The following is a 22,469-nucleotide window of genomic DNA, read 5'->3' as shown; positions in this document are numbered from 1 at the left end:
ACACCATATTAATGAAATAAGTGTCTATAAAATGGTCAGCACAATGACGTTGAATTTTATTACATCTAAAATATAAACTCAACGTTATTAGGTAAACCAAATCATTGAAGCCATCCTACCAGTCTGTTTGTCACGTCGATAAGAGAAAAAGCGTTCACTTTGCCGATAAGTACAATATTCACCTCCATAAATTTGAGTAATTCCTAATTGCAATAAACGTTGCTTAGCTAATAAATAAAGATTCGCTAAATATTTTTGTTCAATTGGCTTACTTAATTGAAATGCAACATTAGCTTTGGCATCATGTTGGGTAAAAGCTTGTTTAACCTCAATACCCACTTCAAACGCTTGGGGACCAATTGCTGGCCCTAGCCAAGCCATGATTTTCGATGTCGGACAATCAAAATGTTTAACAGTATTTTCTAAAATACCTCCACAAAGACCACGCCAGCCTGCATGGGCAGCCGCTACTTGATCACCCGAAGATGAACAGAACAAAACCGGTAAACAATCTGCCGTTAATACTACACTAACAATATTTGCCGAACAGCTATAACTGGCATCCGCATGTAATGGCGTGTTAAAAGCTGTTAGAGAAGAAATATCTATCACCTCAGTACTATGTGTTTGGATCAACCATGCTAAGGAGGATGGTACCTTTTCCTGTAAAATAATTTGTTGCCGATTGGTTATAACAGCAAGCTCATCATCACCAACATGATTTGCCAGATTCATTGATTGGTAAGGTTGTAGACTCACCCCACCCTGGCGAATAGTAGTTAAAGCACGAATATTTTTAGGTGCAGGCCAATAAGGATAGATATTTTCCATGAACTCACCAATCTAATTCATCTTGATGCTGTTTTGTATCATCTTGCAATACTTTAATTAATTGTTGCATATCCTCTGGAATTGGTGCATGCCATTGCATTTGCTCACCCGTGGTCGGATGAAAAAGACGCAGCATTGTGGCATGTAAGGCTTGTCGATCAAAATGACGCAAAGTGTCCATAAATTCCTGATTTGCACCTTTCGGTGGGCGAGGACGACCACCATACAATGGATCACCAATTAAAGGATGAGCGAGATGTGCCATATGAACCCGAATTTGATGGGTCCGCCCTGTTTCTAAACGTAATCTTAACCGTGTATGCAAACGATACTTTTCCATAACACGGTAGTGAGTAATAGCTGGTTTACCCGTTGGAAATACAGCCATATGTGTTCGTTTCGTTGGGTGACGTGTTATAGGTTCATCTACTGTTCCACCCGCAGTGATAATTCCCATCACAACTGCTTCATATTCACGGGTGATTTCTCGCAATTGCAATGATTCAACTAAACGTGTCTGAGCTTCAATCGTTTTCGCCACCACCATTAATCCCGTTGTATCTTTATCTAATCGGTGAACGATTCCTGCTCTGGGTACATTAACAATATCAGGGTAATGATAAAGTAAAGCATTTAAAATCGTGCCATCAGGATTGCCAGCCCCTGGATGTACAACCAAATCACGTGGTTTATTAATAATTAAAATTGCGTCATCTTCATACACAATATTTAACGGAATATTTTCTGCCTGATGATGAGTTTCTTCTTCAAGAATAGTATCAATTTTAATTTGTTCACCACCTAAAACTCGCTCTTTGGGCTTAGTTAATACCAAACCATTGACTTGAACATGACCATTTAAAATCCAGTCTTTAATGCGAGATCGTGAGTATTGAGGAAAAATCTCCGCTAAGGCTTGATCTAATCGCATACCTAATTGATGCGATTTGATTTCTTCCACTAATACAAGTTTTTTTAATGAGTTTTCTAACATAATTTTATATACTATAATCTCTCTAAATCAGAGTTTCCTCTTAACGAGGTGTTTAAAGCTAAGATAAATTAGAGTATCATATAGACTTAAATGGGTTAATGTTTATTTTGCTTTTCATAGCATAAAAACGAATAAATGGATAAAACGGATTAAATATTGAATGAAATTATACCTTAAATATCTTTTAGCTGTTTCGATCACTGGTCTGTTGTTTAGTTGTACATCATCTAAACCTAATTTTGAAAATGTTCCAGAAAAGGAGTTATTCACTAAAGCGGATCAAGAACTACAGAAAGGTAATCTTCGCTCAAGCATTGCTATTCTGGAAGAAATGGATAAATCTTATCCCTTTGGACCTTATTCACAACAAGTGCAACTTAATTTAATTTATGCATATTATAAATCTAATGATTATCCACTTGCCATCGCATCGATCGACCGTTTTATCAAACTTAATCCAACCAACTCTAATATTGATTGGGTTTTATATTTACGTGGTTTATCAAATATGGCACAAGATGATAATCAAATTCAAGGTTGGTTTAACGTTAATCGTTCCGACCGCGATTATGCATATGCCACAGCGGCTTTTAAAGACTTCAATTATTTGATTGCCAGTTATCCAAATAGCCCTTATAGTTATGATGCAGAAAAACGTTTAGTTTTTTTAAAAAACCGTTTGGCTAATTATCAATTAAAAATTGCTCAATATTACACTGAACGTGGGGCGTATGTTGCGGTTGTTAACCGTGTAGCTAGAATGTTAGAAAATTATCCCGATACCAATGCCACCAGACATGGTCTTGATTTGATGAAAAATGCTTACTTACAGCTTGGTTTATTTGAAGAAGCCAGCAAAGCAGAGCAATTGTTGCAAGCTAATATTAGCGAAACACCATTAGTCAATGAAGATAAAGATTTTTTATGGATCTTCTAATGACATAGCCCAAAAGAATAAGAGCAAATATCATCGCTCTTATTCTTAACATCTTTTAGGATCATGCATATAAAATCTGCTATCCTTTACACAACGATAATTATAGATTTTTCAATTCTTCACGATGGTATAAATAATAGGCACCTCGTGAAACCATCCGCAACTGAAAAATTAAACTATTAATCAATTGCTGTTTCTGTTCAGGTTCAAAATCAATTGCATCAGCACCTGAATTAAATACGATAGTTACCATCGCCCGTGCTTGTGCTTCATTAAAGCGATGAGGCATCGTATTGGCGTTATTTAAATAATCGGTTAACTCTATGATGAAATGTTGAATTTCTCGTGCTATCGCCGAGCGGAAAGCGGCTGAAGTACCTGCTCGCTCACGCAATAACAATAAAAATACTTTTGGATTATCATCAATAAATTCGATGAACGTAGTGACCGAGGTTTGTAGCACGCTCCCCCCTTTTTCGATACGTTTACGAGCCTGACGCATTAGCTGACGTAGCGTAACACCACTTTCATCAACCATCGCTAAACCTAATTCATCCATATCACGGAAATGGCGGTAGAAAGAGGTTGGGGCAATACCTGCTTCTCTTGCTACTTCACGCAAACTCAGACTCGCAAAACCTTGCTCAGCATTTAATTGATTAAATGCTGCATCAATTAAAGAGCGACGAGTACGTTCTTTTTGCTGTGCTCGCACTCCTGAACAAGCAATATTTTTATTATTTTTCATAAAATTGTGGACTTAAACACTAAGATTCAACAATTCTTCTTTTGCCTTTAATACTTCTGGCATATGTGTACGAATCTTTTTAGCAATTTGTTCATAACGACTACGTAATGGAGAACCTGGTCGATAAATCAATTCAATTGCACGAGAAGGAACAGGATCAATACATGGAATGTAACAAATATTATCGCGAACCCTTTCATTTGGCGCCGCTAATTCTGGGAATAACGTGATTCCGCGTCCAGCTGAAATCATACTACGTAATGTTTCTAAGCTTGTTGCTTTAAAACGTTTGTCTTCATCAATTCCAGCTTGAAAACAATATCCCATCGTATGTTCACGTAGACAGTGACCATCTTCTAACATTAAGAATTTTTCACCACGTAGCGATGATAGTTTAATTTCTTTTTGTTTAGTCAATGGATTATCAGAAGGTACGGCTAACAACATCGGTTCATCAAATAATGGTAATTCAATAAAAGGGGATGTCTCTTTTACTTGTGCTAAAATTGCACAATCGAGCTTACCTTGTTCAAGCTGAGAAACCAGTACATGGGTTTGTGCTTCATGAAGATATAACTCTAAAGATGGATATGAATCATGTAATAAAGTAATGATATGGGGTAGTAGATAAGGAGCCAATGTCGGAATTAAGCCTATATGCATTGGTCCTGACATTTCTTCTCCCTGTTTACTTGCCATTTCCTTAAATATTTGGACATTCCGTAACACTTCTCGCGCTTGATCGACTAACATTAACCCCGTTTGTGTAAACAATACTTTTCGACTTGTTCGCTCAAGCAACATCACACCAAGCTCATCTTCGAGTTTTCTAATTTGACCACTTAAAGTCGGTTGGCTTACGTTACATGCGTCCGCGGCTTTACGGAAATGGCGAAACTCAGCTAATGCCACAAAATATTCTAAATCACGAATATTCATGAATACTCCCAATGATAGGTTGGTAAAATAAATAGACAAAACAAGTTATAAAGTATAGCGTTTTTTTATAACTTCATCATTATAATTGTTATAATATTAACTGATTTCGCATAAAAAATTAAGCATTACTTATTGATTTTATTGAATTTATATTATTCTCTATTATTAATCCATTCAATCCATAAAGCTATTTTTTGCCCTTTTAATCGCCAAAGCAACTTGAGCTGGCGAAACACCACCTTTTGCACAGCGTTTTTCTAGACATGACTCGATTGATAAAATTTGATATACATCTTCAGCAATTACCGAACTATATTGTTGCAACTCTGTCAAAGTCAATTCCTCAAGTGCTTTCTGCTTGGCAATTGCACCAACGACAGCTTCTCCCACAATATGGTGTGCCTCTCTAAATGGCACTCCTTTGGCAACCAAATAATCGGCAAGTTCGGTGGCATTAGCATAACCTTGTTTCGCAGCAGCTAAACAAGTTTTTTCATTGATTTTGATATCTTCTAAAACTAATTTAGCCATACTTAAACATTCTTGCCAAGTATCTAGCGCGTCAAATAATTGTGCTTTATCTTCCTGCATATCTTTATTATATGCTAAAGGAAGCCCTTTAAATGTCATCATCACACCAGTTAAAGCACCAAATACTCGCCCAGATTTGCCACGAATCAATTCCAATGCATCAGGATTTTTCTTTTGTGGCATTAATGAAGAACCCGATGTAACACGATCTGATAATTCGACAAAATTTGCTTCACCACTATTGAAAATAATCAGATCTTCGGCAAACCGAGATAAATGATTCATTCCTATTGTAGCATTGGTTAATAATTCCATAACGTGATCACGATCAGAAACAGAATCCAAACTGTTATTCGTTGCAATAGCAAATCCTAAGTTATTAGCTAACATATCCCGATCGATAGGATAAGCGGTACCGGCTAATGCTCCAGAGCCTAATGGACTACTATCCATACGTTTTAACGTATCATTTAAACGACTTATATCTCGTGTTAACATCTCAAAATAAGCCATACACCAGTGAGCAAACGTAATTGGTTGGGCACGTTGTAAATGCGTATAACCAGGCATTACCGCGGTTTGATATTTTTCTGCTGTAATAATCAATTGTTGACGTAATTGGTTAATATTGTGTATTAATAAATGAACTTCATCAACGCACCAAAGCTTTAAATCAGTAGCAACTTGATCATTACGGCTACGACCCGTATGCAATTTTTTACCTAAATCACCCACTTTTTCGATCAAATGCTGTTCTACCCAACTATGTATATCTTCTGCATCACTATTAAGAATTTGCTCTGGATCAGCTTCAACCGTACTCAATAATTCTTGTAATCCATTCTCAATTTTTTGCTGTTCAACTACAGTTAGTACATTAACTGTTAATAATGCTTTTGACCAAGCAATTGAGCCGATAATATCGTGTTTAGCTAAACGATAATCAACACATAATGAATCATTAAAGTGTTTAAAACGATTATCTGCAGCCTGACTAAAACGCCCACCCCATAATGCCATATTTACCTCATTTAAGCCGACTGGCTGATTATTATTAATTATTCAAACAATTGTTTGCTGTTTGACCTGTCATCTCTGTCTATATCACATTAATCATATAATGTAACAAAATCATAAAAATTATTTTAAATGACTCATTAACATTAAAGGCGATGTTAAACATCGCCTTTTGAAATTGAATAATACTTCATAGTAAGATTATTGATTAATAATCTTAAATTGTTATTTTTTCTTCTCGTTCAAGGCGCGAATACGCGAAGAAAGGGAAAATAAGCGAATGAATCCACCGGCATGACTGTGATCATAAACTTCATCTTCACCGAACGTAGCAAACTCTTCATTATATAAACTATTTGGTGATTTCTTCTGAATTGCAGTTGCATTTCCTTTATAGAGTTTTACAATCACTTCACCGGTCATATCTTCAGCCAATACTTCAGCTGCTGCTTGTAATGAACGACGATAAGGCGCAAACCAACGACCATCATATACCACATAAGCCATTTCTAAGCCAAGTTGCTCACGCCATTTAAAACTATCGCGATCTAATACTAATTGTTCTAGTCCTCGTAATGCTGTCATCATAATTGTGCCACCAGGTGTTTCATAGCAACCACGTGATTTAATGCCAACTAAACGGTTTTCGATAATATCGACTCGCCCAACACCATGTTTAGCACCAATTTTATTAAGTTCAGCAACACAATGATATGGTGTTAATTTTTGACCATTAACAGAAACAACCTCACCCTGTTCAATTCCTATGGTGACAAGTTCTGCTTGATCAGGCGCATCTTCCGGGGCAACTGTCCAAGCCCAACAATCGGCATTCGCTTGATTCCAGGTACTTTCTAAAACACCACCTTCAGTAGAAATATGCCATGCATTTTCATCACGACTATAAATTTTTTCGATCGTTGCTGTAGTAGGAATATTGCGTTGTTTTAAATAATCAATCAACGCTTCACGAGAACGTAAATTCCATTCACGCCAAGGTGCAATCACTTTTAATTGTGGCGCTAAAGCCGTATAAGTGGTTTCAAAACGCACCTGATCATTACCTTTACCTGTTGCCCCATGACATAAGGCGTCAGCACCAACTTCTAAAGCATACTCAACTTGAGCTTTAGCAATAATCGGACGAGCCATTGAGGTACCTAAATAATAGGTTCCTTCATAAAGTGCACCGGTTTTAAGAACTGGATAAACATAATCTTTGACAAACTCTTCTCGTAAATCTACCACCCGACAAGCCACCGCACCAGATGCTTTAGCTTTTTTCTCAACATCAATAAGTTCTTTAGGGTCCTGACCTACGTTTGCAACAAAAGCATATACCTCACAACCTGCGTAGTTTTCTTTTAGCCAAGGAATGATTGCTGATGTATCTAAACCACCTGAATAAGCTAAAACAACTTTTTTTATTCCACTTTGTTTCATGTTATACCCTTTATGAATTTATATGCACATGGCGATCTTATTGTCTTATGTAAAACCGCGTTAAACTGTTATTGATTTTGATGTAATATCAAGCAACTTATTGATGACTACACCGTAATAAATTTCCCAAATTCTACCAATTAACCGCAGGAGTCAAAGTAAACCACTAGCTTAACCATTTAATTATTTTTTCGTAATTAAATTATTTTAACGGATAAATATTCAACATAAATTTTATCAAAAAGTTTTTGTAGATCATTGAGCTAGCAATGTCGTTCCAACTGCTTTACCATTAAATAAATCAATTAAATTTTCATTCTCTTGCCAACTGGCAATATGAACCGGTTTTGCTAACATCTTAGCAGCATCAAAAGCTGATCTCACTTTGACAACCATACCATCTCGAATCACTCCTTGAGCAATTAACTGCTCTGCGTGCTCCATAGTTAACATAGGAATGCACTGTTTATTCTGATCTAATACGCCTGATACATCTGATAGTAACACCAAATCGGCATTAAGATTTTTTGCTATCGCCACCGCGGCATGATCAGCATTAACATTCATTAATTCTCCGTCCGGCGTGATACCAATTGAACTAATAATCGGTAGATAATGTTGAGTGAGCAATAGATTGAGTAATGTTGGATCGCCAGTTGTCGGCACGCCGACGCAACCTAATTCAGGTGATAATTGGGTGACATTAACACTATTGCCATCAGCTAAAGACAAACCTATCGCCAATAAATGATGTTTATACGCCTCAGCTAATAGTACTTTATTCGCACTACCCGCTAATGTTCCAACAATAATATCAATTTGATCATCTGGTGTTACCCGTAAACCATTACGACGCACAACAGGCAAAGCTAAGCGATTCATTAAATCATCGACTAAACAACCACCACCATGAACCATAATCAAAGAGCGTTGCTGTTGAGCTTTAAACTGGCTAATGACAGCAAATAAATTAGCAACTGCCTGTTTATTATCGAGTATAATCCCACCGACTTTAATGACTAATGGATTCATCATCACATACCTTCTGTTAAATTAGCGACATCGTTTCATCAAAGCCAAAACGAATATTCATACATTGTACCGCTTGAGCGGCTGCACCTTTTAAAAGATTATCTTCAACTGAAATCATAATTAAATGACGATCATTAAGTACAAAACCAATATCACAATAAGGTAAACCTACTACCGATTTTAATGCTGGCCAATCCTTCTGATAAATGCGAATCAAAGGTTTCTGGGAATAATATTTATTCAAAGCGTTTAAGACATCTTCCGCCATAACGCCCTCTTTTACTCGACCAGTAATGGTCGCGTGAATACCTCGTTTAAAATTACCTAAATGAGGAATAAAAATAACTTGTTGCGCTAAATGTGTCGCTATTTCAGGTTGATGGCGATGAGTGAATAACCCATATGCATGAAGACTCACTTCACAAAAGTGATTTTTTAATGATGCCTTACGCCCTGCACCACTAACCCCACTAACGGCGTTGATTACTGGCCATTGGGTAGAATCTAATAATCCATCCTCAATAATAGGTTTTAATGGCAATTGTGCTGCTGTAGGATAACAACCGGGAACCGCAATTAATTGCGCATCTTTGATTTTGTGAGCATTCCACTCTGCTAAACCATACACAGCACGCTCTAACCACTGTTGATGTTGATGGGTGAAACCATAATATTGGGTATAAAACTGCTCAGAATTCACACGAAAAGCACCCGATAAATCAAAAACCACACATCCATGCTCCAAAAAATACGGGGCGATATCATGACTAACGGCATGTTCAGTAGCTAAGAAAACAATATCAACATTATCAATTAGTGAAGAATAATCAGCAATAGCCCATAAAGGCAGATCTACCACCCCTTTAAGCTGTGGATGTAAATCATAGTCAGAAATAAGTTTACCAGCATCTAAGCTATTTTCGGAAACTGTCAAACCAACAATTTCTACCTGAGGATGTTTATTTAAATAATATGCCAGTTGTGCTCCAGCATACCCACTCGCACCTACAATTAATGCCTTTAACATCATTATCCTTATTATTCTTAGCTTTTATTGAACAATAGAATAATCGATTTTATTCAGCAATTCAATATTAAAATGAATTTTTATGCATTAATTGTGAATTTTTATTTAGCGGTGAATTTAGATGTTATTTTATATAATATTAAATTGTCTATGATGCATGTGGTGGAAGCCGTAGAGATTGCTAGCACACAGCTCAGGGATAGTTAAGAGTTTAAATAGGATATTTTCCCCATTGATGCCAACATAGTCGTTATTTTTTGGCTTTTTTAAGCAAATTACGATCTAAATTATCGTACTATCTGATTAGTCTTTATGACAACTAACCAAGTATCAAACATTCAAAGCTCAAGTGATCCGATGTATTTAAACAAAAATCCTCGGGCTCTCACCTTCCGCTGCGCAAAGCTAAAAAACAAGGACAACAATGGTATATATGATTGTTTCAATATATGTTTTAGTTTCATGGAAATATTGTAACCAACTGATTTTATTATGAAAACACCTTCATTTTCTTTGTGATTATAAGAGTTATTTAAATAATGGTATTTATTTTCTTGCTTAATTATTGCTGAAGGAATCCATTTGCAGAGAATATTAGGCATAGTGCCGATAAATCGTGGCTTATAGGATAACGATATTTGGCGTTTTGTCAGTAAAAAATAGATGAACAAAGAAAGTCAGGTAGTGACCGATACTTTCTGCAGGTAAAAAAATTATTAGAGCAATTTTTCCATAAAATCCCTCGACTTGGACGTTAGCAAGATATTGAATATAAATAATAGTATTTTCAAAGTTCGAAACAATCATGGTTATTTGAAAAAAAATAAATCATCGATTGGCAACTTAGCTCACAACGCCAATGATGGGCAGCAAAGATTTGCCAGATCAGGCTTTAATAAAGTGTTACATATTGCACGTTAAACTTTAATCTTCAAACCACGACTTTTGTTGTCAATAAACAGCCCGCTATAAACCAAGCAATAAAAAAAGAGCACTAAATATGCTTCAGTGCTCAAAAAGTGAGGTAAAAAATAATGGAAGTACAATTCTATTTTTTTAAACATTGACCATTGGTTTCAATAACCTTTTGATACCATTTAAAAGAATCTTTCTTATAACGTTGCATTGTTCCGTTGCCTTCATTATCACGGTCAACGTAAATCACGCCATAACGTTTTTTCATTTCGCCAGTCGTAAATGAAACAACATCGATAATACCCCAAGCAGTGTATCCCATTACATCAACACCATCATAATCGATTGCTTTTAGCATAGCTTTAATATGAGCGGCTAAATATTCAATACGTGGTTGATCATGTATTTGGTTATCATGTTCAAGTTGATCGATTGCACCAAAACCATTTTCAACAATGAACAATGGAATTTGATAACGTTCATATAAACGATTTAATGTATAACGTAATCCTTCTGGATCAATAGGCCACCCCCAATCACTACTCTTGATATATGGGTTATCAACTGCATTTGGTAATGCGCCATTAACAATATTGCCTAGTTCATGATTAACATTGGTTTCTGCTTTGACCACGGTTGACATATAGTAGCTAAAACCAATGTAATCAACTGTACCTTGTTTTAAGATAGATAAATCTTCTGATGTAATATCTAACTTATATCCTTCACGTTCAAACTCTTTTAACGCATAACTTGGGTAATAGCCACGAACATGAACATCCGGGAAGAAGAACCGTTGATGCATAGCAATTTCTGACGCCATCATATCTTCAGGGTTACATGAATAAGGATAAATCGGCACATGCGATACCATACAACCGATTTGGAAATCTGGATTGATTTTTTTACCAGCAATTACCGCTTTCGCACTCGCCAGTAACTCATAATGCGCTACCTGATAAAGTACTTCTTTTGGATTTTCGCCCGGTTGAACTTGTACACCTGAATTGGTCCAAAAGAAAATTGGGTTATTTGTATCCATTTGATTGTTGATTTCATTAAACGTCATCCAATATTTGACTTTATTTTTATAACGTTCAAAACAAGTCGTCGCGAAACGCTCGAAGAAATCGACCACTTTACGATTACGGAAACCACCATATTCACGGGCTAAATGTAGCGGAATTTCAAAGTGCGATAACGTAATAACTGGCTCAATACCATTAGCAATCAATTCATCGAATACATCATCATAAAACTGTAATCCCGCTTCATTTGGTTCTAATTCATCCCCTTTAGGATAGATGCGCGTCCAAGCGATTGAAGTACGTAAGCATTTTAGCCCCAATTCAGCAAATAATTTAATATCTGCTTTGTAATGATGATAAAAATCGATTGCAGTATGATTAGGATAAAACTTATTGGGTTCAATATCTTGAGTGATTTGACGAGCCACACCATGTGCACCGGCTGTCATTACATCGACGACACTAGGGCCTTTGCCACCTTCGTTCCAACCACCTTCGAATTGATGGGCGGCTAATGCACCACCCCATAAAAATGTTTTTGTTGTCATGTGTCTTACCCTCATTATTGCTTAACAGTAAATAGTATATCTTGTGGCGTAATATCAGTTTTCGTTGTTGGAATAATCTGCTGATATTCAGCCGAATTAGTGATAATAATTGGTGTAATTAATGGATAGCCAGCTTGTTTGACCGCTTCAGGATCAAAACTGATTAACAAATCGCCCTGCTTAACTTTTTGCCCCATCGTAACATGGTAACTAAACTGATTGTCAGTAAGATTAACAGTATCAATACCAACATGAATTAATAGCTCAATACCATCATCTGACAAGAGTCCTAACGCATGTTTAGAAGATTCGAATAACGCTTTAATTTCCCCATCACAAGGTGCATAAACATGATTATCAGTCGGGTCAATGGCAATACCATCTCCCATCGCTTTACTTGAAAATACTTGGTCTGGTACATGTTCTAATGGAATGACTTTACCGGTCATTGGACTTGCCAGCTTGACACTATCAAGTTTTAGATTTGGCGTATCATCTTCCAAAGATGTTTCAGTTTTAGGTTCACCGGTACCAAATAGTTGAATCAAAATAATCGGACCAATAAATGCAATAGCACTACCAATAACGGCACCCTTAAATGAATATGGCATTTCTGAACTGATGGCATTAACAATGGTTAATATACCTGGTAATCCGGCATAGGCGAAATAGTAAGGATTGAATAAGCCTGCAATAACACAGCCTGAAGCCGCGCTTAAAGAACCAAAAATAAATGGTTTTTTGAATCGTAAGTTAACACCATAAATTGCTGGTTCTGTAATACCAAAAATACCGGTAATAAATGCTGAAAGAGAAACACCTTTCATCTCTTGATTTTTAGTTTTGATATAGAAGCCGATAGCAGCACCGACCTGACCAATCACCGCAATCATTTGATAGACTTGGAATGAATCATGCCCATAAAGTTTAAAATTAGTTAAAATAACCGGAATTATTCCCCAGTGAACCCCAAAGATCACTAATCCTTGCCATGCTCCACCGATCACACCACCCGCCACAGACGGCGATAAATTGACTAACCAATTATAACCATCAGCAATATAGTGTGCCGCATTAGCAGTTAATGGACCAACCAATAATAAGGTTAAAGGTACCATTACCACTAAACAGATGAATGGCATGAATATCGGTTTTATTACATTATTCAAAAACTTATCTAACCCATGTTCGAGATAAGATAACAACCAAACTAAAAATAGCGGTGGTAACACAGATGAAGTATAAGTCGTTTCCGATAAATGAAAACCAAAGAAGTCAACAATTAATTTTCCTTCTTTGATTTGTTCTACCATTTGACCCAACTGCGGTGATACCAATGCAGCACAACAGGCAACGGCGATATAAATATTGCAACGAAAATGTTGAGACGCGGTAATCGCAATAAAAATAGGTAAGAAAATGAAAGGAGCCCAAGAAATGAAACTGAATACCTGACAAACACCAGTTTTTTCGAATTCTGGCCAAAATAGATTAATGACAATCAAACAACCTTGTAAAATACCCGCAGCAGCAAGAATATAAACGAAGGGAGCAAATACCGCTGACATAGTGGCAATAATTTTATTTATAATATTATTATTATCTTCTGTAGTGGCGATATTTTGTGGATTGACCAGTTTCAGGAAAGCATCATAAACTTTACCCACATTGGTTCCTATGACAATCTGAATTTGACCACCCTTTTCAACGACTGTTATTACCCCAGGTAATTGACTTATCTTTTCTTTCGCACCGGCTGGACTTTCTTTAACAACTAGCCGCAAGCGTGTTGCACAACGTGCAACCTTAACAATGTTTTGTTCACCACCTAACTCCTGCAGTAAATCAGCAGCGAGTTTAGTATAATCTCTGATTTTTCCTGTCATACATTAGCCCTTTCAATCTGAAAGGCTAAATATTAAACGCAAACAAAATAATTGTGAATTCACAATTTTATTGTTTGTGATCACGATCATCCTTTTTAAGCAATAAAATTTTAATCTATTAAAGAGCCCATTAAAATGTGGTATTGTTACGATAATTAATCGCAGTTAGCGAGAATATCCATGCTAAAATATCAGAATATTGCGCAAAAAATCTATGATTCAATTTATCAGCAACAATTACCTAAGGGTAGTCAGTTAGCTAATATCGAAGAGTTAATTAACCAATATCAAGTCAGTCGTACTACGATTGTTAAAGCGCTTGCACGTTTAGAGCGACAAGGTGTGATTTACCAAGTTCAAGGGAGCGGCATCTTTGTTCGTCAGCGTAAAAAGTCAGGTTATCTGAATCTAGCGACCAGCCATGGTTTTACCGATGACTTAGGTGATTTACCAGGTTTTACTCAAGTATTGGCATTCGATGTTATTCGTCCAAATACAGAAATCCAAGCCAATTTAAACTGCAATAGCGACGAGGAAATTTACTACATCAAACGTTTACGTTATGCAGACGGTAAGATCTATGGATTAGAACATTCTTATTACCGCAAAAAATTAATTCCTTATTTAAATAAAGAAATTGCTAAAGGATCCATATTTGAGTATATCACCCAAACTGGGCAAATTAATATTGGTTTTTCTGATAAATATATCGAATTATTAACCATCGATGAATCAACCGCCAGCTATCTTAAATTACCTGTTGACTCAACAGCTCTATTCATGCATGAGATTTTTTACACCAGTGCAGGTGAACCATTTGATTTTTCCACGATCATTTATCATAAAGATAACGCCAAATTTTGTGTTCAAAGTCATGCTAAATAGTTAGTTACATTCTTTTGATAACATTGCTAAATAAAAAATGGCGTAATCATTACTAATTTATAGAAGATGTTGCTATTTTGTAATAAAGCTCTCGCCGAAATCAATTATTCGCATTATCATGTTATACAATACACTCTATCTTATCTTACTGGATAAGCATAAATAATTGATAATTCCCTTAATTATCATTGTAATAGTGATAGATACAATCCACAAATTATATCGAGGAATTTATGGCTCACTCTTCCGCAAAAAAAGTCGCTTTTGCTGCTTTTATCGGCACCACCATCGAATGGTACGATTTTTATATTTATGCCCTTGCTTCAGTGCTAATCTTTAGCCAATTATTCTTCCCAGCCGATAATGAATTTATTGGTATTTTAGGATCGTTTGCTACCTTTGCCATTGGTTTTTTAGCCCGCCCGTTAGGTGCGATTATTTTTGGCCACATAGGAGACCGCTTGGGGCGCAAAAAATCGTTGATTATAACCTTAATGTTAATGGGGATCGCCACCACCTCTGTTGGTTTATTACCTACTTTTGCAACTGCAGGTATTGTTGCACCCATTTTATTAGTGCTGCTACGCATATTACAGGGTATTGCGGTTGGCGGTGAATGGGGAGGTGCAGTATTAATGGCTACAGAACATGCACCAAAGGGATTTAAAAATTTCTTTTCCTCCTTTGCGCAATGGGGTAGTCCAGCGGGCAATGTACTAGCATTATTAGTTTTTTCTTACATTATGCGATTACCACAAGATTTACTGTTTGATGCACAATATTGGCGCATCCCATTTTTAATCAGTTTTGTGTTATTAATCATCGGTTTTATTGCTCGCATAACTTTAACTGAATCACCGGTTTTTATTGAATCAGAAAAACAACTGTCAGCCGTTAAACTGCGAGAATCTGCTCCATTGATTCAAGTAATAAAGCAAGCTTTACCGTTATTAATTTTAGCGATCGGTGCAAATATCTTATCGTTTAGTGGTATTTTTTCCAACACCTTGATGATTGGTTATACAACATTGGTACTGCACGTTGAAAAGCACGTTATTTTAGATGCCTTATTTTGGGTCGCCATTGTACATTTTATTACCCAACCTTTTATGGCTTATTTTTCAGAACGTATGAAAGCAGCCCATTTTTTAATTCTGTCAGCTATATTGGCTATGTTGTCGATGTTTGTACTATTCCCAATTATTAATAATGGTACTCAAAACAGTTTTATTATTGGTATTTCTATTTTGGTCATCTGTTATAGTGGCTTTTATGGTGTCATTGCCGGCTATTTAAGTCATGTATTCCCAGTAAGAATTAGGTACACAGCTCTTTCGATTAGTTATCAAGGTTGTGCTGCAATTTTTGGTAGCTTAATACCAATGATTGGTGGCTATTTGATATATACCTATCAAACTGTGTGGTATCCTTTAGCGCTTTTTTACAGCACTTTAGGCATTGTTTCGATCATCTGTATTTATTTATTAAATCGTGTTAATCATTTTGAAGAGTAACAAAGCTTAATCATGAAACGAATTTTATCTATTCAATCTAATGTAGTTTACGGTTATGCAGGTAATAAAGTTGCCACTTTCCCAATGCAACTACTTGGTATAGAGGTTATGCCAATCCATACGGTTCAACTATCAAGCAATACCGTTTATCAACATTATGACGGTATTGTATTAGGTGACAAACAGATCTCACGCATCATAAATAGTCTAGAGAGTATTGGAATCTTGGGCTCGATTGATGCGATCATTTCTGGCTACATTGGCTGTGCCGAACAAGGTAAAGAAATTTACCACGCTGTCAAAAAAATCAAACAATATAACCCACAGGCAATATATGTGTGTGATCCAGTTATGGGGGGGGATATTAGTAAAGGCAGTTCTTTACCCCAAAATATCATCGATTTTTTCAGCAATCACGCCATTAAACTAGCTGATTATATTACCCCTAATTTACTTGAATTACAGATTTTAGCGCAACAGACACTGCACAACTTTACCGATGTCATTAACGCAATTGAGCAATTAAAAGCGCAAAATCGAGCGAAAATTATTGTGAAAAATTTACAATATGCTGGAAAAAATAGCAAAGAATTTGAAATGATTTTAGCCACTGAGCAAAAAATGTATCACCTTACCCGACCGTTGTATGATTTCACTCGGCGACCATTAGGAGTAGGTGATTTAATCTGCGCCACTTTTACTGCCCATTTGGTTAATGGCAAATCAGAACTTGAGGCGTTTGAATTAGCCGCCAATATTGCCAATGATGTGTTAGATATAACTAAACAACACAATAGCTTGGAACTTGAAATGATTAAAGCACAGCATTACATCAAACACCCCAAAATGCATTTTCGCGCTTTCCCTATTTAAAGAATTTTCTTATGTCAAATACTCACTTACCTAAAATTACCATTATTGGTGCCGGTGCTTCCGGTTTATTCTGTGCCAGTTTACTTGGACAACAAGGCTTTGATGTTACTGTGATCGATAATGGTAAAAAACCTGGGCGAAAAATTTTAATGTCGGGTGGAGGCTATTGTAATTTCACTAATCTTAACATTGACTCACAACATTATTTATCTCAAAATCCGCATTTTTGTAAATCTGCATTAAAACGTTTTAGCCAATGGGATTTTATCGAATTAGTTCAGCGCCATGATATCGCTTATCATGAAAAAGAACTAGGTCAACTATTTTGTAATGAGGGTGCACAAAGTATCGTCGCCATGTTATTAGCTGAATGTCAATCTGGGCAGGTTAACTTTAGTATGCAAACCGAATTATTAGATGTTTTTGCCACCTCATCAGGGTTTAAGCTAACAACCACTAAAGGCATGATATATACCGACAAACTCATAATCGCAACCGGTGGTTTGTCAATGCCTAAATTAGGAACGACGCCTATCGGTTATAAAATTGCTGAATCATTTTCTGTACCGATTGTTCCGGTGCGAGCAGGACTGGTCCCTTTTACCTTACAACCAACATTACGAGATCACTTAGCTAAGCTAACAGGAATTGCCATTGAAGCAGAAGTTGCGGTAAAGCAGCAATGTTTTAAAGGTAATATACTGTTTACACATCGAGGTATCTCAGGCCCAGCGATATTACAATTATCTAACTACTGGCAAATGGGTGAAACGATACATATCAATTTACTTCCAAATATTGATTTACCAACGTTTTTTATCGAACAACGTGACCAAGCAGCCAATCAACAATTAAAAACGGTATTAGCCAAACTCTTACCTAAGCGTTTAATTGATTGTTTAATCCAATTGCAAATGATTGTTGATTTACCATTAAAGCAACTCAATATCAAACAACAACAAAGCCTGATAACCGCATTAACGGATTGGCAAATTACCCCAAATGGTACCGAAGGATATCGTACCGCTGAGGTCACATTAGGGGGAGTCGATACCAATTATTTGTCTTCAAAAACCATGGCGGTCAAAAATGAACCTAATCTCTATTTTATTGGCGAAGTCGTCGATGTAACCGGTTGGTTGGGTGGCTATAATTTTCAATGGGCATGGAGTAGTGCGTTTGCTTGTGCCAGCGAACTAGTCACTAGTTATCGCTCTAAGAAAAAGTAACCACATAAGCAATGTCACGTAAAAATATGATGCCATTTTACGTGACGCGTTTAAATTGAGATATTTTGCCAAAATGAAAAATATACCCCTTATTCTTCTAGTTCATGGTTTAAAATCACCACAAATTTTGCCCCACCTAATTCACTGGTGGTAATAAATACACTGCCATTGTGAGCTTCAGCAATTAATTTTACATAAGCTAAACCTAAACCATAACCGCCAGTAGAACGAGTTCGACTAGTATCTAAGCGCGAAAAGGGAATAAATACTTTATGTCGCTCAGTTGGACTAATCCCCGCTCCATCATCATCTACTTCAATGTAAAGTTTATTATCTTTATGGTAAATGGCTAATTCTGCTTTACTGTTAGCATATTTAAACGCATTCATAACCAAATTTTTTACAATAATATCGGTTAAGCGAGTATCAATAGGATATTCAATAGCCTCACATTGATAAGTAAAAGTAAAATTTTCCGGTTTTAACATGATTAACGAATCACATAATTTACTGATCCAAGTGGATAAATTCACATTTATAACATTAGGAATAATTTTATTTTGTTGTAGCTTAAAAAAGTTAAGACTAATGTTGATTAAATCCTCAAGTTCTTCAACATCCTGCTTAATTCCATCAACATAAGGTACAACTTCTTCAATATGTTGTGCATCTTCCATCATACTTAATTCAAAACGAATTCGACTTAAAGGCGTACGCAATTCATGAGCCATCGCATGACTCATGGTTTTATTAGTATTAACCAATTGTTCAATTTGTGCCGCCATACGATTAAGAACTATTGATAAAGGTTTAAATAACCATGTTTGTGCCGGTCTTACCCGTGCTTTTAAATTGCCTTCTGTTAAGGCTTCAGCAGTATGGCGAATATTCACGGTATCACGCCAATAATGAGCAAATGCAAAATAAAAAATAATAAAAAATACCACTGAACTCAATATTGACCATAAAATCAAATATAACCAAAAAGACATGACATTCGCATCTAAAATATCCGTTGACGCCATCGGTCCAAATTTTAACAATTGATGCTCATCCAAAGTAGCATAAATATAATTGTCATCATCATCAAAACCAATACCGTGATGCTGTAAAGATTCTTTTACCGTATCACTTAATTGGGTAGTGCTTGGTATCAGCATCAACTGATAATTAAATAAAGGCTGTAATTGTTTAAGTGTTTGCTGCGCGGAACGTTCAGGATGTTCTTTAATTTGCAAACGAATTAAGTTAGCTGAACCGGTTTGAAATTGTCGTTGAATAACGTGCTCTTTTGGCACACCGGTTAACGATTCGGGTAGCATATCAAACAACAAAATCGATCCATAAGCAATAAAAGATTGAATGAACAATAAAATAATTAAATAAACTAACGAACGTTTAAAAAAAAATGGATAAATACTTTCTTTATTTTGGAGTGATTTAAACAACTGTCTCTCCCTCATAACTAAATAAGTAACCTTTGCCTCGAATAGTTTTAATAAATTGTTGACTATTACTTTCATCATCATTTGATAATTTACGTCGTAAACGAGATATACGGGCATCCATCGAACGATCGAGTCCGTCAAATTCAATACCACGCACCTGACTATAAATATCATCACGTGATAAGATCGTTCCTGCATTACGCACTAATAAACATAATAATTCAAATTCAGCCGTCGTCAGATTAATCTCTTTTTGATTTAAACTAACAAAATGACGATCCAAATTAATTAGTAATTGACCATATCGTAGAATATTTTTAGGCGCTACGGTTTCCGACGGCGATTTATGCATGGCACCACTGTCTGCTTGTCGACGACGTAATAAAGCCCGAACACGTGCCAATAATAAACGAGGTTCCACCGGTTTGGCTAAATAGTCATCAGCACCGAGTTCCAAGCCAATGATCTCATCAAGATTATCTTCACTGGCTGTCATTATAAGTACATATCCTTCATACCATGACTGGATATCCCGGCAAATATCAAATCCTGATTTCCCTGGTAACATCACATCTAAGATAACAATATCTGGATTTAAACGAGCAATTTCTGCTTCAGCACTATCCCCTCGGGCATACCAAGTTACTTGATATTGGTGCTTGGATAGATAAGTAACAATGAGATTAGCGAGGCGTTCGTCATCTTCAATAATCAAGATATTACCGTTCATAGTACCTCATATTTATTTGATTTACTTAAAAATAAAATCTATTATAACGGACTCAACCTATTTTTCTAAGCCATTATTGGGATTTTAGTGCGTTTTTAAACGTTGTTACAAAAACAATACAAAAAAACAACATATTAATATGCGCTATTCGTTTAGAATTCACAGCGTGATGTGAAATGGTTTTCCAACTCACCTTATCTTCACTTCTACAACGACTTAATGAGTTATTACGATATCAGTTATTTACAATGAATTGTGGTACAACAATGAATACATTCTTAACAATTACCAAAAACGCACACCATTTTTCTGAACCATTGCATTCAGGGCTTTTGTATGGCGCAGGATCTAACTCGCAACCAATCATATTATCAGATTTTGACGGAACTATTAGCGACAAAGATGTTACTGACACCTTACTTGAACAATTTGGCATGGCGGGTTGTCAAGAACTTGAGGAACTTTGGTTAGCTGACAAAATCAGTTCAAAAGAGTGTATGGGCAAACAAATTGCTTTAATGAAAGCAACACTACCTGAAATCAACGAAGTGTTGGATAGTATCCAAATCGATCCCTATTTTATTGATGTATTAAACTTTGCCAAACAGCACCAGATTGCGGTTAAAGTCGTTAGTGATGGACTGGACTATGCCATTGAATATATTCTGAAAAAATATGGTATAAACGATTTACCCATCTATGCCAATCATTTATTACATGATTTTGATCATGGTTGGCGGTTAGCGTTTCCATATGCCAATAATGCATGTGTTAAAGGGAGCGGTAATTGTAAATGTGCTTTAGTCAAACAACATCAACCGCTAACTAATTCAATCATTTATGTGGGAGACGGCGCTTCAGATTTTTGTGTTTCGAATAAAGTCGATGTGGTATTTGCAAAAAGTAAATTGATCAACTATTGTCAGGAAAACCATATAGCTTATCATCCTATGCAGGACTTTAATGACGTGCTTAGACTTTTACCTCGTTTTACTCAAACTCATTCTTTTTCCAAAATCGCTATTACATTAACGGACTAATTGCTTTATGATTACTGATAACTCTTTCTTTCTACCAGGTAACGAAAATGGTGTATTACTGATCCATGGTTTAACCGGTACTCCAACAGAAATGCGGATTTTGGCTAAAGGACTCAATAAAGCAGGTTATAGTGTATTTTGCATGCAATTAGCCGGTCACTGTGGTGACGAGGCGGATTTATGCCGTACAACTTGGCAAGATTGGTATCAAAGTGTTGAAGATGCCTTGCAATTTTTAGCTAGCAAACTGAGTGGTTGCTTATTTGTCGGTGGATTATCGATGGGAGCACTATTATCACTCAAATTAGCCGCTGATCATCCTGATCAAATTAAAGGCGTGGGTGTATTTGGTGCTACATTTTACTATGATGGCTGGAGTATGCCATGGTTTTCGAAAACTTTCTTCCCGATTCTACCACTATTGAAAAAACTGCATTTATTTCAAAAACGTTCATTTATTGAACAACCACCTTATGGGCTAAAAGATGAACGCATTCGCGCAACCATTGTTGAAAGCATGTTCAGTGGTGACAGCGCAGCAGCTGGATTAGCGGGTAACCCTTTCCCAGCATTAGCAGAAATGCAATTGTTAGCTAAAACGGTTAAACGGCAACTGCCACAAGTCACTTCACCTTGTTTAATTATGCACGCCGAGCATGATGACATTGCCAATATCAATACTAATGCTCGTATGATTGAAAAAACGGTTAATGCACCAACCAAGTTTGTTAGCCTAAAAGAAAGTTATCATATGATTACGATTGATCGTCAACGTCGCGATGTTATTAATACTGCAGTGGCATTCTTTGACAAAATAGTGCAACAATATGCAGCATCCCCTAAATGACAATAAAAGTAACAGGAGTAATTCATT

19 protein-coding genes are annotated in these 22,469 nt (G+C 36.3%); 7 read left to right on the top strand and 12 right to left on the bottom strand.

Features of this window, described 5'->3' with window-relative positions; translation table 11 throughout:
- Window positions 1-87: 87 nt before the first annotated feature.
- Entirely contained in the window at window positions 88-831 is a 744-nt protein-coding gene (gene pgeF, locus FcAc13_RS02570; protein WP_187754630.1) for a peptidoglycan editing factor PgeF, read from the bottom strand.
- Window positions 832-835: 4 nt separating this feature from the next.
- Window positions 836-1,825, bottom strand: coding sequence for a 23S rRNA pseudouridine(1911/1915/1917) synthase RluD (gene rluD, locus FcAc13_RS02565; protein WP_187754629.1), 990 nt, complete (start codon window positions 1,823-1,825; stop codon window positions 836-838).
- 160 nt (window positions 1,826-1,985) lie between these two features.
- Here rluD and bamD point away from each other — a divergent pair, with 160 nt between their 5' ends.
- Window positions 1,986-2,762 carry an outer membrane protein assembly factor BamD gene (bamD, locus tag FcAc13_RS02560; protein WP_187754628.1) on the top strand — a complete coding sequence of 259 codons (777 nt, stop codon included), beginning with the start codon at window positions 1,986-1,988 and terminating at the stop codon, window positions 2,760-2,762.
- A gap of 100 nt (window positions 2,763-2,862) precedes the next feature.
- Here bamD and fabR read toward each other — a convergent pair whose 3' ends face one another.
- From fabR to FcAc13_RS02520, 8 genes are all read right to left on the bottom strand, one after another.
- Window positions 2,863-3,510 (bottom strand): HTH-type transcriptional repressor FabR, encoded by a 648-nt coding sequence (gene fabR / locus FcAc13_RS02555; RefSeq protein WP_187754627.1) that lies wholly within the window; start codon window positions 3,508-3,510, stop codon window positions 2,863-2,865.
- 12 nt (window positions 3,511-3,522) lie between these two features.
- Complete coding sequence (oxyR, locus tag FcAc13_RS02550) at window positions 3,523-4,449, bottom strand: DNA-binding transcriptional regulator OxyR (protein WP_187754626.1); 927 nt, start codon at window positions 4,447-4,449, stop codon at window positions 3,523-3,525.
- Window positions 4,450-4,623: 174 nt separating this feature from the next.
- Window positions 4,624-6,000, bottom strand: a complete 1,377-nt coding sequence (argH, locus tag FcAc13_RS02545) for an argininosuccinate lyase (RefSeq protein WP_187754625.1) — start codon at window positions 5,998-6,000, stop codon at window positions 4,624-4,626.
- A 222-nt stretch (window positions 6,001-6,222) separates the two neighbouring features.
- Window positions 6,223-7,440, bottom strand: a complete 1,218-nt coding sequence (locus tag FcAc13_RS02540) for an argininosuccinate synthase (protein WP_187754624.1) — start codon at window positions 7,438-7,440, stop codon at window positions 6,223-6,225.
- Window positions 7,441-7,695: 255 nt separating this feature from the next.
- Entirely contained in the window at window positions 7,696-8,472 is a 777-nt protein-coding gene (gene argB, locus FcAc13_RS02535; protein ID WP_343066768.1) for an acetylglutamate kinase, read from the bottom strand.
- A gap of 16 nt (window positions 8,473-8,488) precedes the next feature.
- On the bottom strand, window positions 8,489-9,499 hold the full coding sequence (argC, locus tag FcAc13_RS02530) for an N-acetyl-gamma-glutamyl-phosphate reductase (protein ID WP_187754622.1): 1,011 nt from the start codon (window positions 9,497-9,499) through the stop codon (window positions 8,489-8,491).
- A 1,048-nt stretch (window positions 9,500-10,547) separates the two neighbouring features.
- A complete protein-coding gene (locus FcAc13_RS02525; protein WP_187754621.1) occupies window positions 10,548-11,990 on the bottom strand; it encodes a 6-phospho-beta-glucosidase in 1,443 nt (480 codons plus the stop codon).
- A 14-nt stretch (window positions 11,991-12,004) separates the two neighbouring features.
- Entirely contained in the window at window positions 12,005-13,876 is a 1,872-nt protein-coding gene (locus FcAc13_RS02520; protein ID WP_187754620.1) for a glucose PTS transporter subunit IIA, read from the bottom strand.
- A gap of 180 nt (window positions 13,877-14,056) precedes the next feature.
- Between FcAc13_RS02520 and FcAc13_RS02515 the strand changes: the two genes are divergently transcribed.
- The 4 genes from FcAc13_RS02515 to FcAc13_RS02500 all read left to right on the top strand — a co-directional run bounded on the left by FcAc13_RS02515 (window position 14,057) and on the right by FcAc13_RS02500 (window position 18,377).
- Window positions 14,057-14,761 carry a GntR family transcriptional regulator gene (locus tag FcAc13_RS02515; protein ID WP_187754619.1) on the top strand — a complete coding sequence of 235 codons (705 nt, stop codon included), beginning with the start codon at window positions 14,057-14,059 and terminating at the stop codon, window positions 14,759-14,761.
- Window positions 14,762-14,994: 233 nt separating this feature from the next.
- Window positions 14,995-16,275 carry an MFS transporter gene (locus tag FcAc13_RS02510; RefSeq protein WP_187754618.1) on the top strand — a complete coding sequence of 427 codons (1,281 nt, stop codon included), beginning with the start codon at window positions 14,995-14,997 and terminating at the stop codon, window positions 16,273-16,275.
- 12 nt (window positions 16,276-16,287) lie between these two features.
- Window positions 16,288-17,148: a pyridoxal kinase PdxY gene (gene pdxY / locus FcAc13_RS02505; protein ID WP_187754617.1), complete on the top strand. Its 861-nt coding sequence runs from the start codon at window positions 16,288-16,290 to the stop codon at window positions 17,146-17,148.
- 11 nt (window positions 17,149-17,159) lie between these two features.
- Entirely contained in the window at window positions 17,160-18,377 is a 1,218-nt protein-coding gene (locus FcAc13_RS02500; RefSeq protein WP_187754616.1) for a BaiN/RdsA family NAD(P)/FAD-dependent oxidoreductase, read from the top strand.
- A gap of 89 nt (window positions 18,378-18,466) precedes the next feature.
- Here FcAc13_RS02500 and FcAc13_RS02495 read toward each other — a convergent pair whose 3' ends face one another.
- Together FcAc13_RS02495 and FcAc13_RS02490 are read right to left on the bottom strand one after the other, a co-directional pair.
- Entirely contained in the window at window positions 18,467-19,825 is a 1,359-nt protein-coding gene (locus tag FcAc13_RS02495) for an ATP-binding protein (protein ID WP_187754615.1), read from the bottom strand.
- Window positions 19,818-20,555, bottom strand: coding sequence for a response regulator (locus FcAc13_RS02490; protein ID WP_187754614.1), 738 nt, complete (start codon window positions 20,553-20,555; stop codon window positions 19,818-19,820). The genes FcAc13_RS02495 and FcAc13_RS02490 overlap by 8 nt, the downstream gene beginning before the upstream one ends.
- 266 nt (window positions 20,556-20,821) lie before the next feature.
- Here FcAc13_RS02490 and FcAc13_RS02485 point away from each other — a divergent pair, with 266 nt between their 5' ends.
- The gene (locus FcAc13_RS02485; RefSeq protein ID WP_187754613.1) at window positions 20,822-21,595 is read left to right on the top strand and encodes an MtnX-like HAD-IB family phosphatase; all 774 of its coding nucleotides are present in this window, start codon (window positions 20,822-20,824) and stop codon (window positions 21,593-21,595) included.
- Between the two features lie 7 nt (window positions 21,596-21,602).
- Complete coding sequence (locus tag FcAc13_RS02480) at window positions 21,603-22,442, top strand: alpha/beta hydrolase (protein ID WP_187754612.1); 840 nt, start codon at window positions 21,603-21,605, stop codon at window positions 22,440-22,442.
- Window positions 22,443-22,469: the final 27 nt, after the last annotated feature.

Source organism: Frischella japonica (assembly GCF_014489845.1).
GTDB lineage: Bacteria > Pseudomonadota > Gammaproteobacteria > Enterobacterales > Orbaceae > Frischella > Frischella japonica.
The sequence above is the reverse complement of the archived record's forward strand: the minus strand, read 5'-3'. Positions and strand labels throughout refer to the sequence as shown.

Coding starts and splice junctions, on each gene's coding strand:
- pgeF (WP_187754630.1), bottom strand. CDS start 831: ATGGAAAATATCTATCCTTATTGGCCTGCACCTAAAAATATTCGTGCT.
- rluD (WP_187754629.1), bottom strand. CDS start 1,825: ATGTTAGAAAACTCATTAAAAAAACTTGTATTAGTGGAAGAAATCAAA.
- bamD (WP_187754628.1), top strand. CDS start 1,986: ATGAAATTATACCTTAAATATCTTTTAGCTGTTTCGATCACTGGTCTG.
- fabR (WP_187754627.1), bottom strand. CDS start 3,510: ATGAAAAATAATAAAAATATTGCTTGTTCAGGAGTGCGAGCACAGCAA.
- oxyR (WP_187754626.1), bottom strand. CDS start 4,449: ATGAATATTCGTGATTTAGAATATTTTGTGGCATTAGCTGAGTTTCGC.
- argH (WP_187754625.1), bottom strand. CDS start 6,000: ATGGCATTATGGGGTGGGCGTTTTAGTCAGGCTGCAGATAATCGTTTT.
- FcAc13_RS02540 (WP_187754624.1), bottom strand. CDS start 7,440: ATGAAACAAAGTGGAATAAAAAAAGTTGTTTTAGCTTATTCAGGTGGT.
- argB (WP_343066768.1), bottom strand. CDS start 8,472: ATGAATCCATTAGTCATTAAAGTCGGTGGGATTATACTCGATAATAAA.
- argC (WP_187754622.1), bottom strand. CDS start 9,499: ATGTTAAAGGCATTAATTGTAGGTGCGAGTGGGTATGCTGGAGCACAA.
- FcAc13_RS02525 (WP_187754621.1), bottom strand. CDS start 11,990: ATGACAACAAAAACATTTTTATGGGGTGGTGCATTAGCCGCCCATCAA.
- FcAc13_RS02520 (WP_187754620.1), bottom strand. CDS start 13,876: ATGACAGGAAAAATCAGAGATTATACTAAACTCGCTGCTGATTTACTG.
- FcAc13_RS02515 (WP_187754619.1), top strand. CDS start 14,057: ATGCTAAAATATCAGAATATTGCGCAAAAAATCTATGATTCAATTTAT.
- FcAc13_RS02510 (WP_187754618.1), top strand. CDS start 14,995: ATGGCTCACTCTTCCGCAAAAAAAGTCGCTTTTGCTGCTTTTATCGGC.
- pdxY (WP_187754617.1), top strand. CDS start 16,288: ATGAAACGAATTTTATCTATTCAATCTAATGTAGTTTACGGTTATGCA.
- FcAc13_RS02500 (WP_187754616.1), top strand. CDS start 17,160: ATGTCAAATACTCACTTACCTAAAATTACCATTATTGGTGCCGGTGCT.
- FcAc13_RS02490 (WP_187754614.1), bottom strand. CDS start 20,555: ATGAACGGTAATATCTTGATTATTGAAGATGACGAACGCCTCGCTAAT.
- FcAc13_RS02485 (WP_187754613.1), top strand. CDS start 20,822: ATGAATACATTCTTAACAATTACCAAAAACGCACACCATTTTTCTGAA.
- FcAc13_RS02480 (WP_187754612.1), top strand. CDS start 21,603: ATGATTACTGATAACTCTTTCTTTCTACCAGGTAACGAAAATGGTGTA.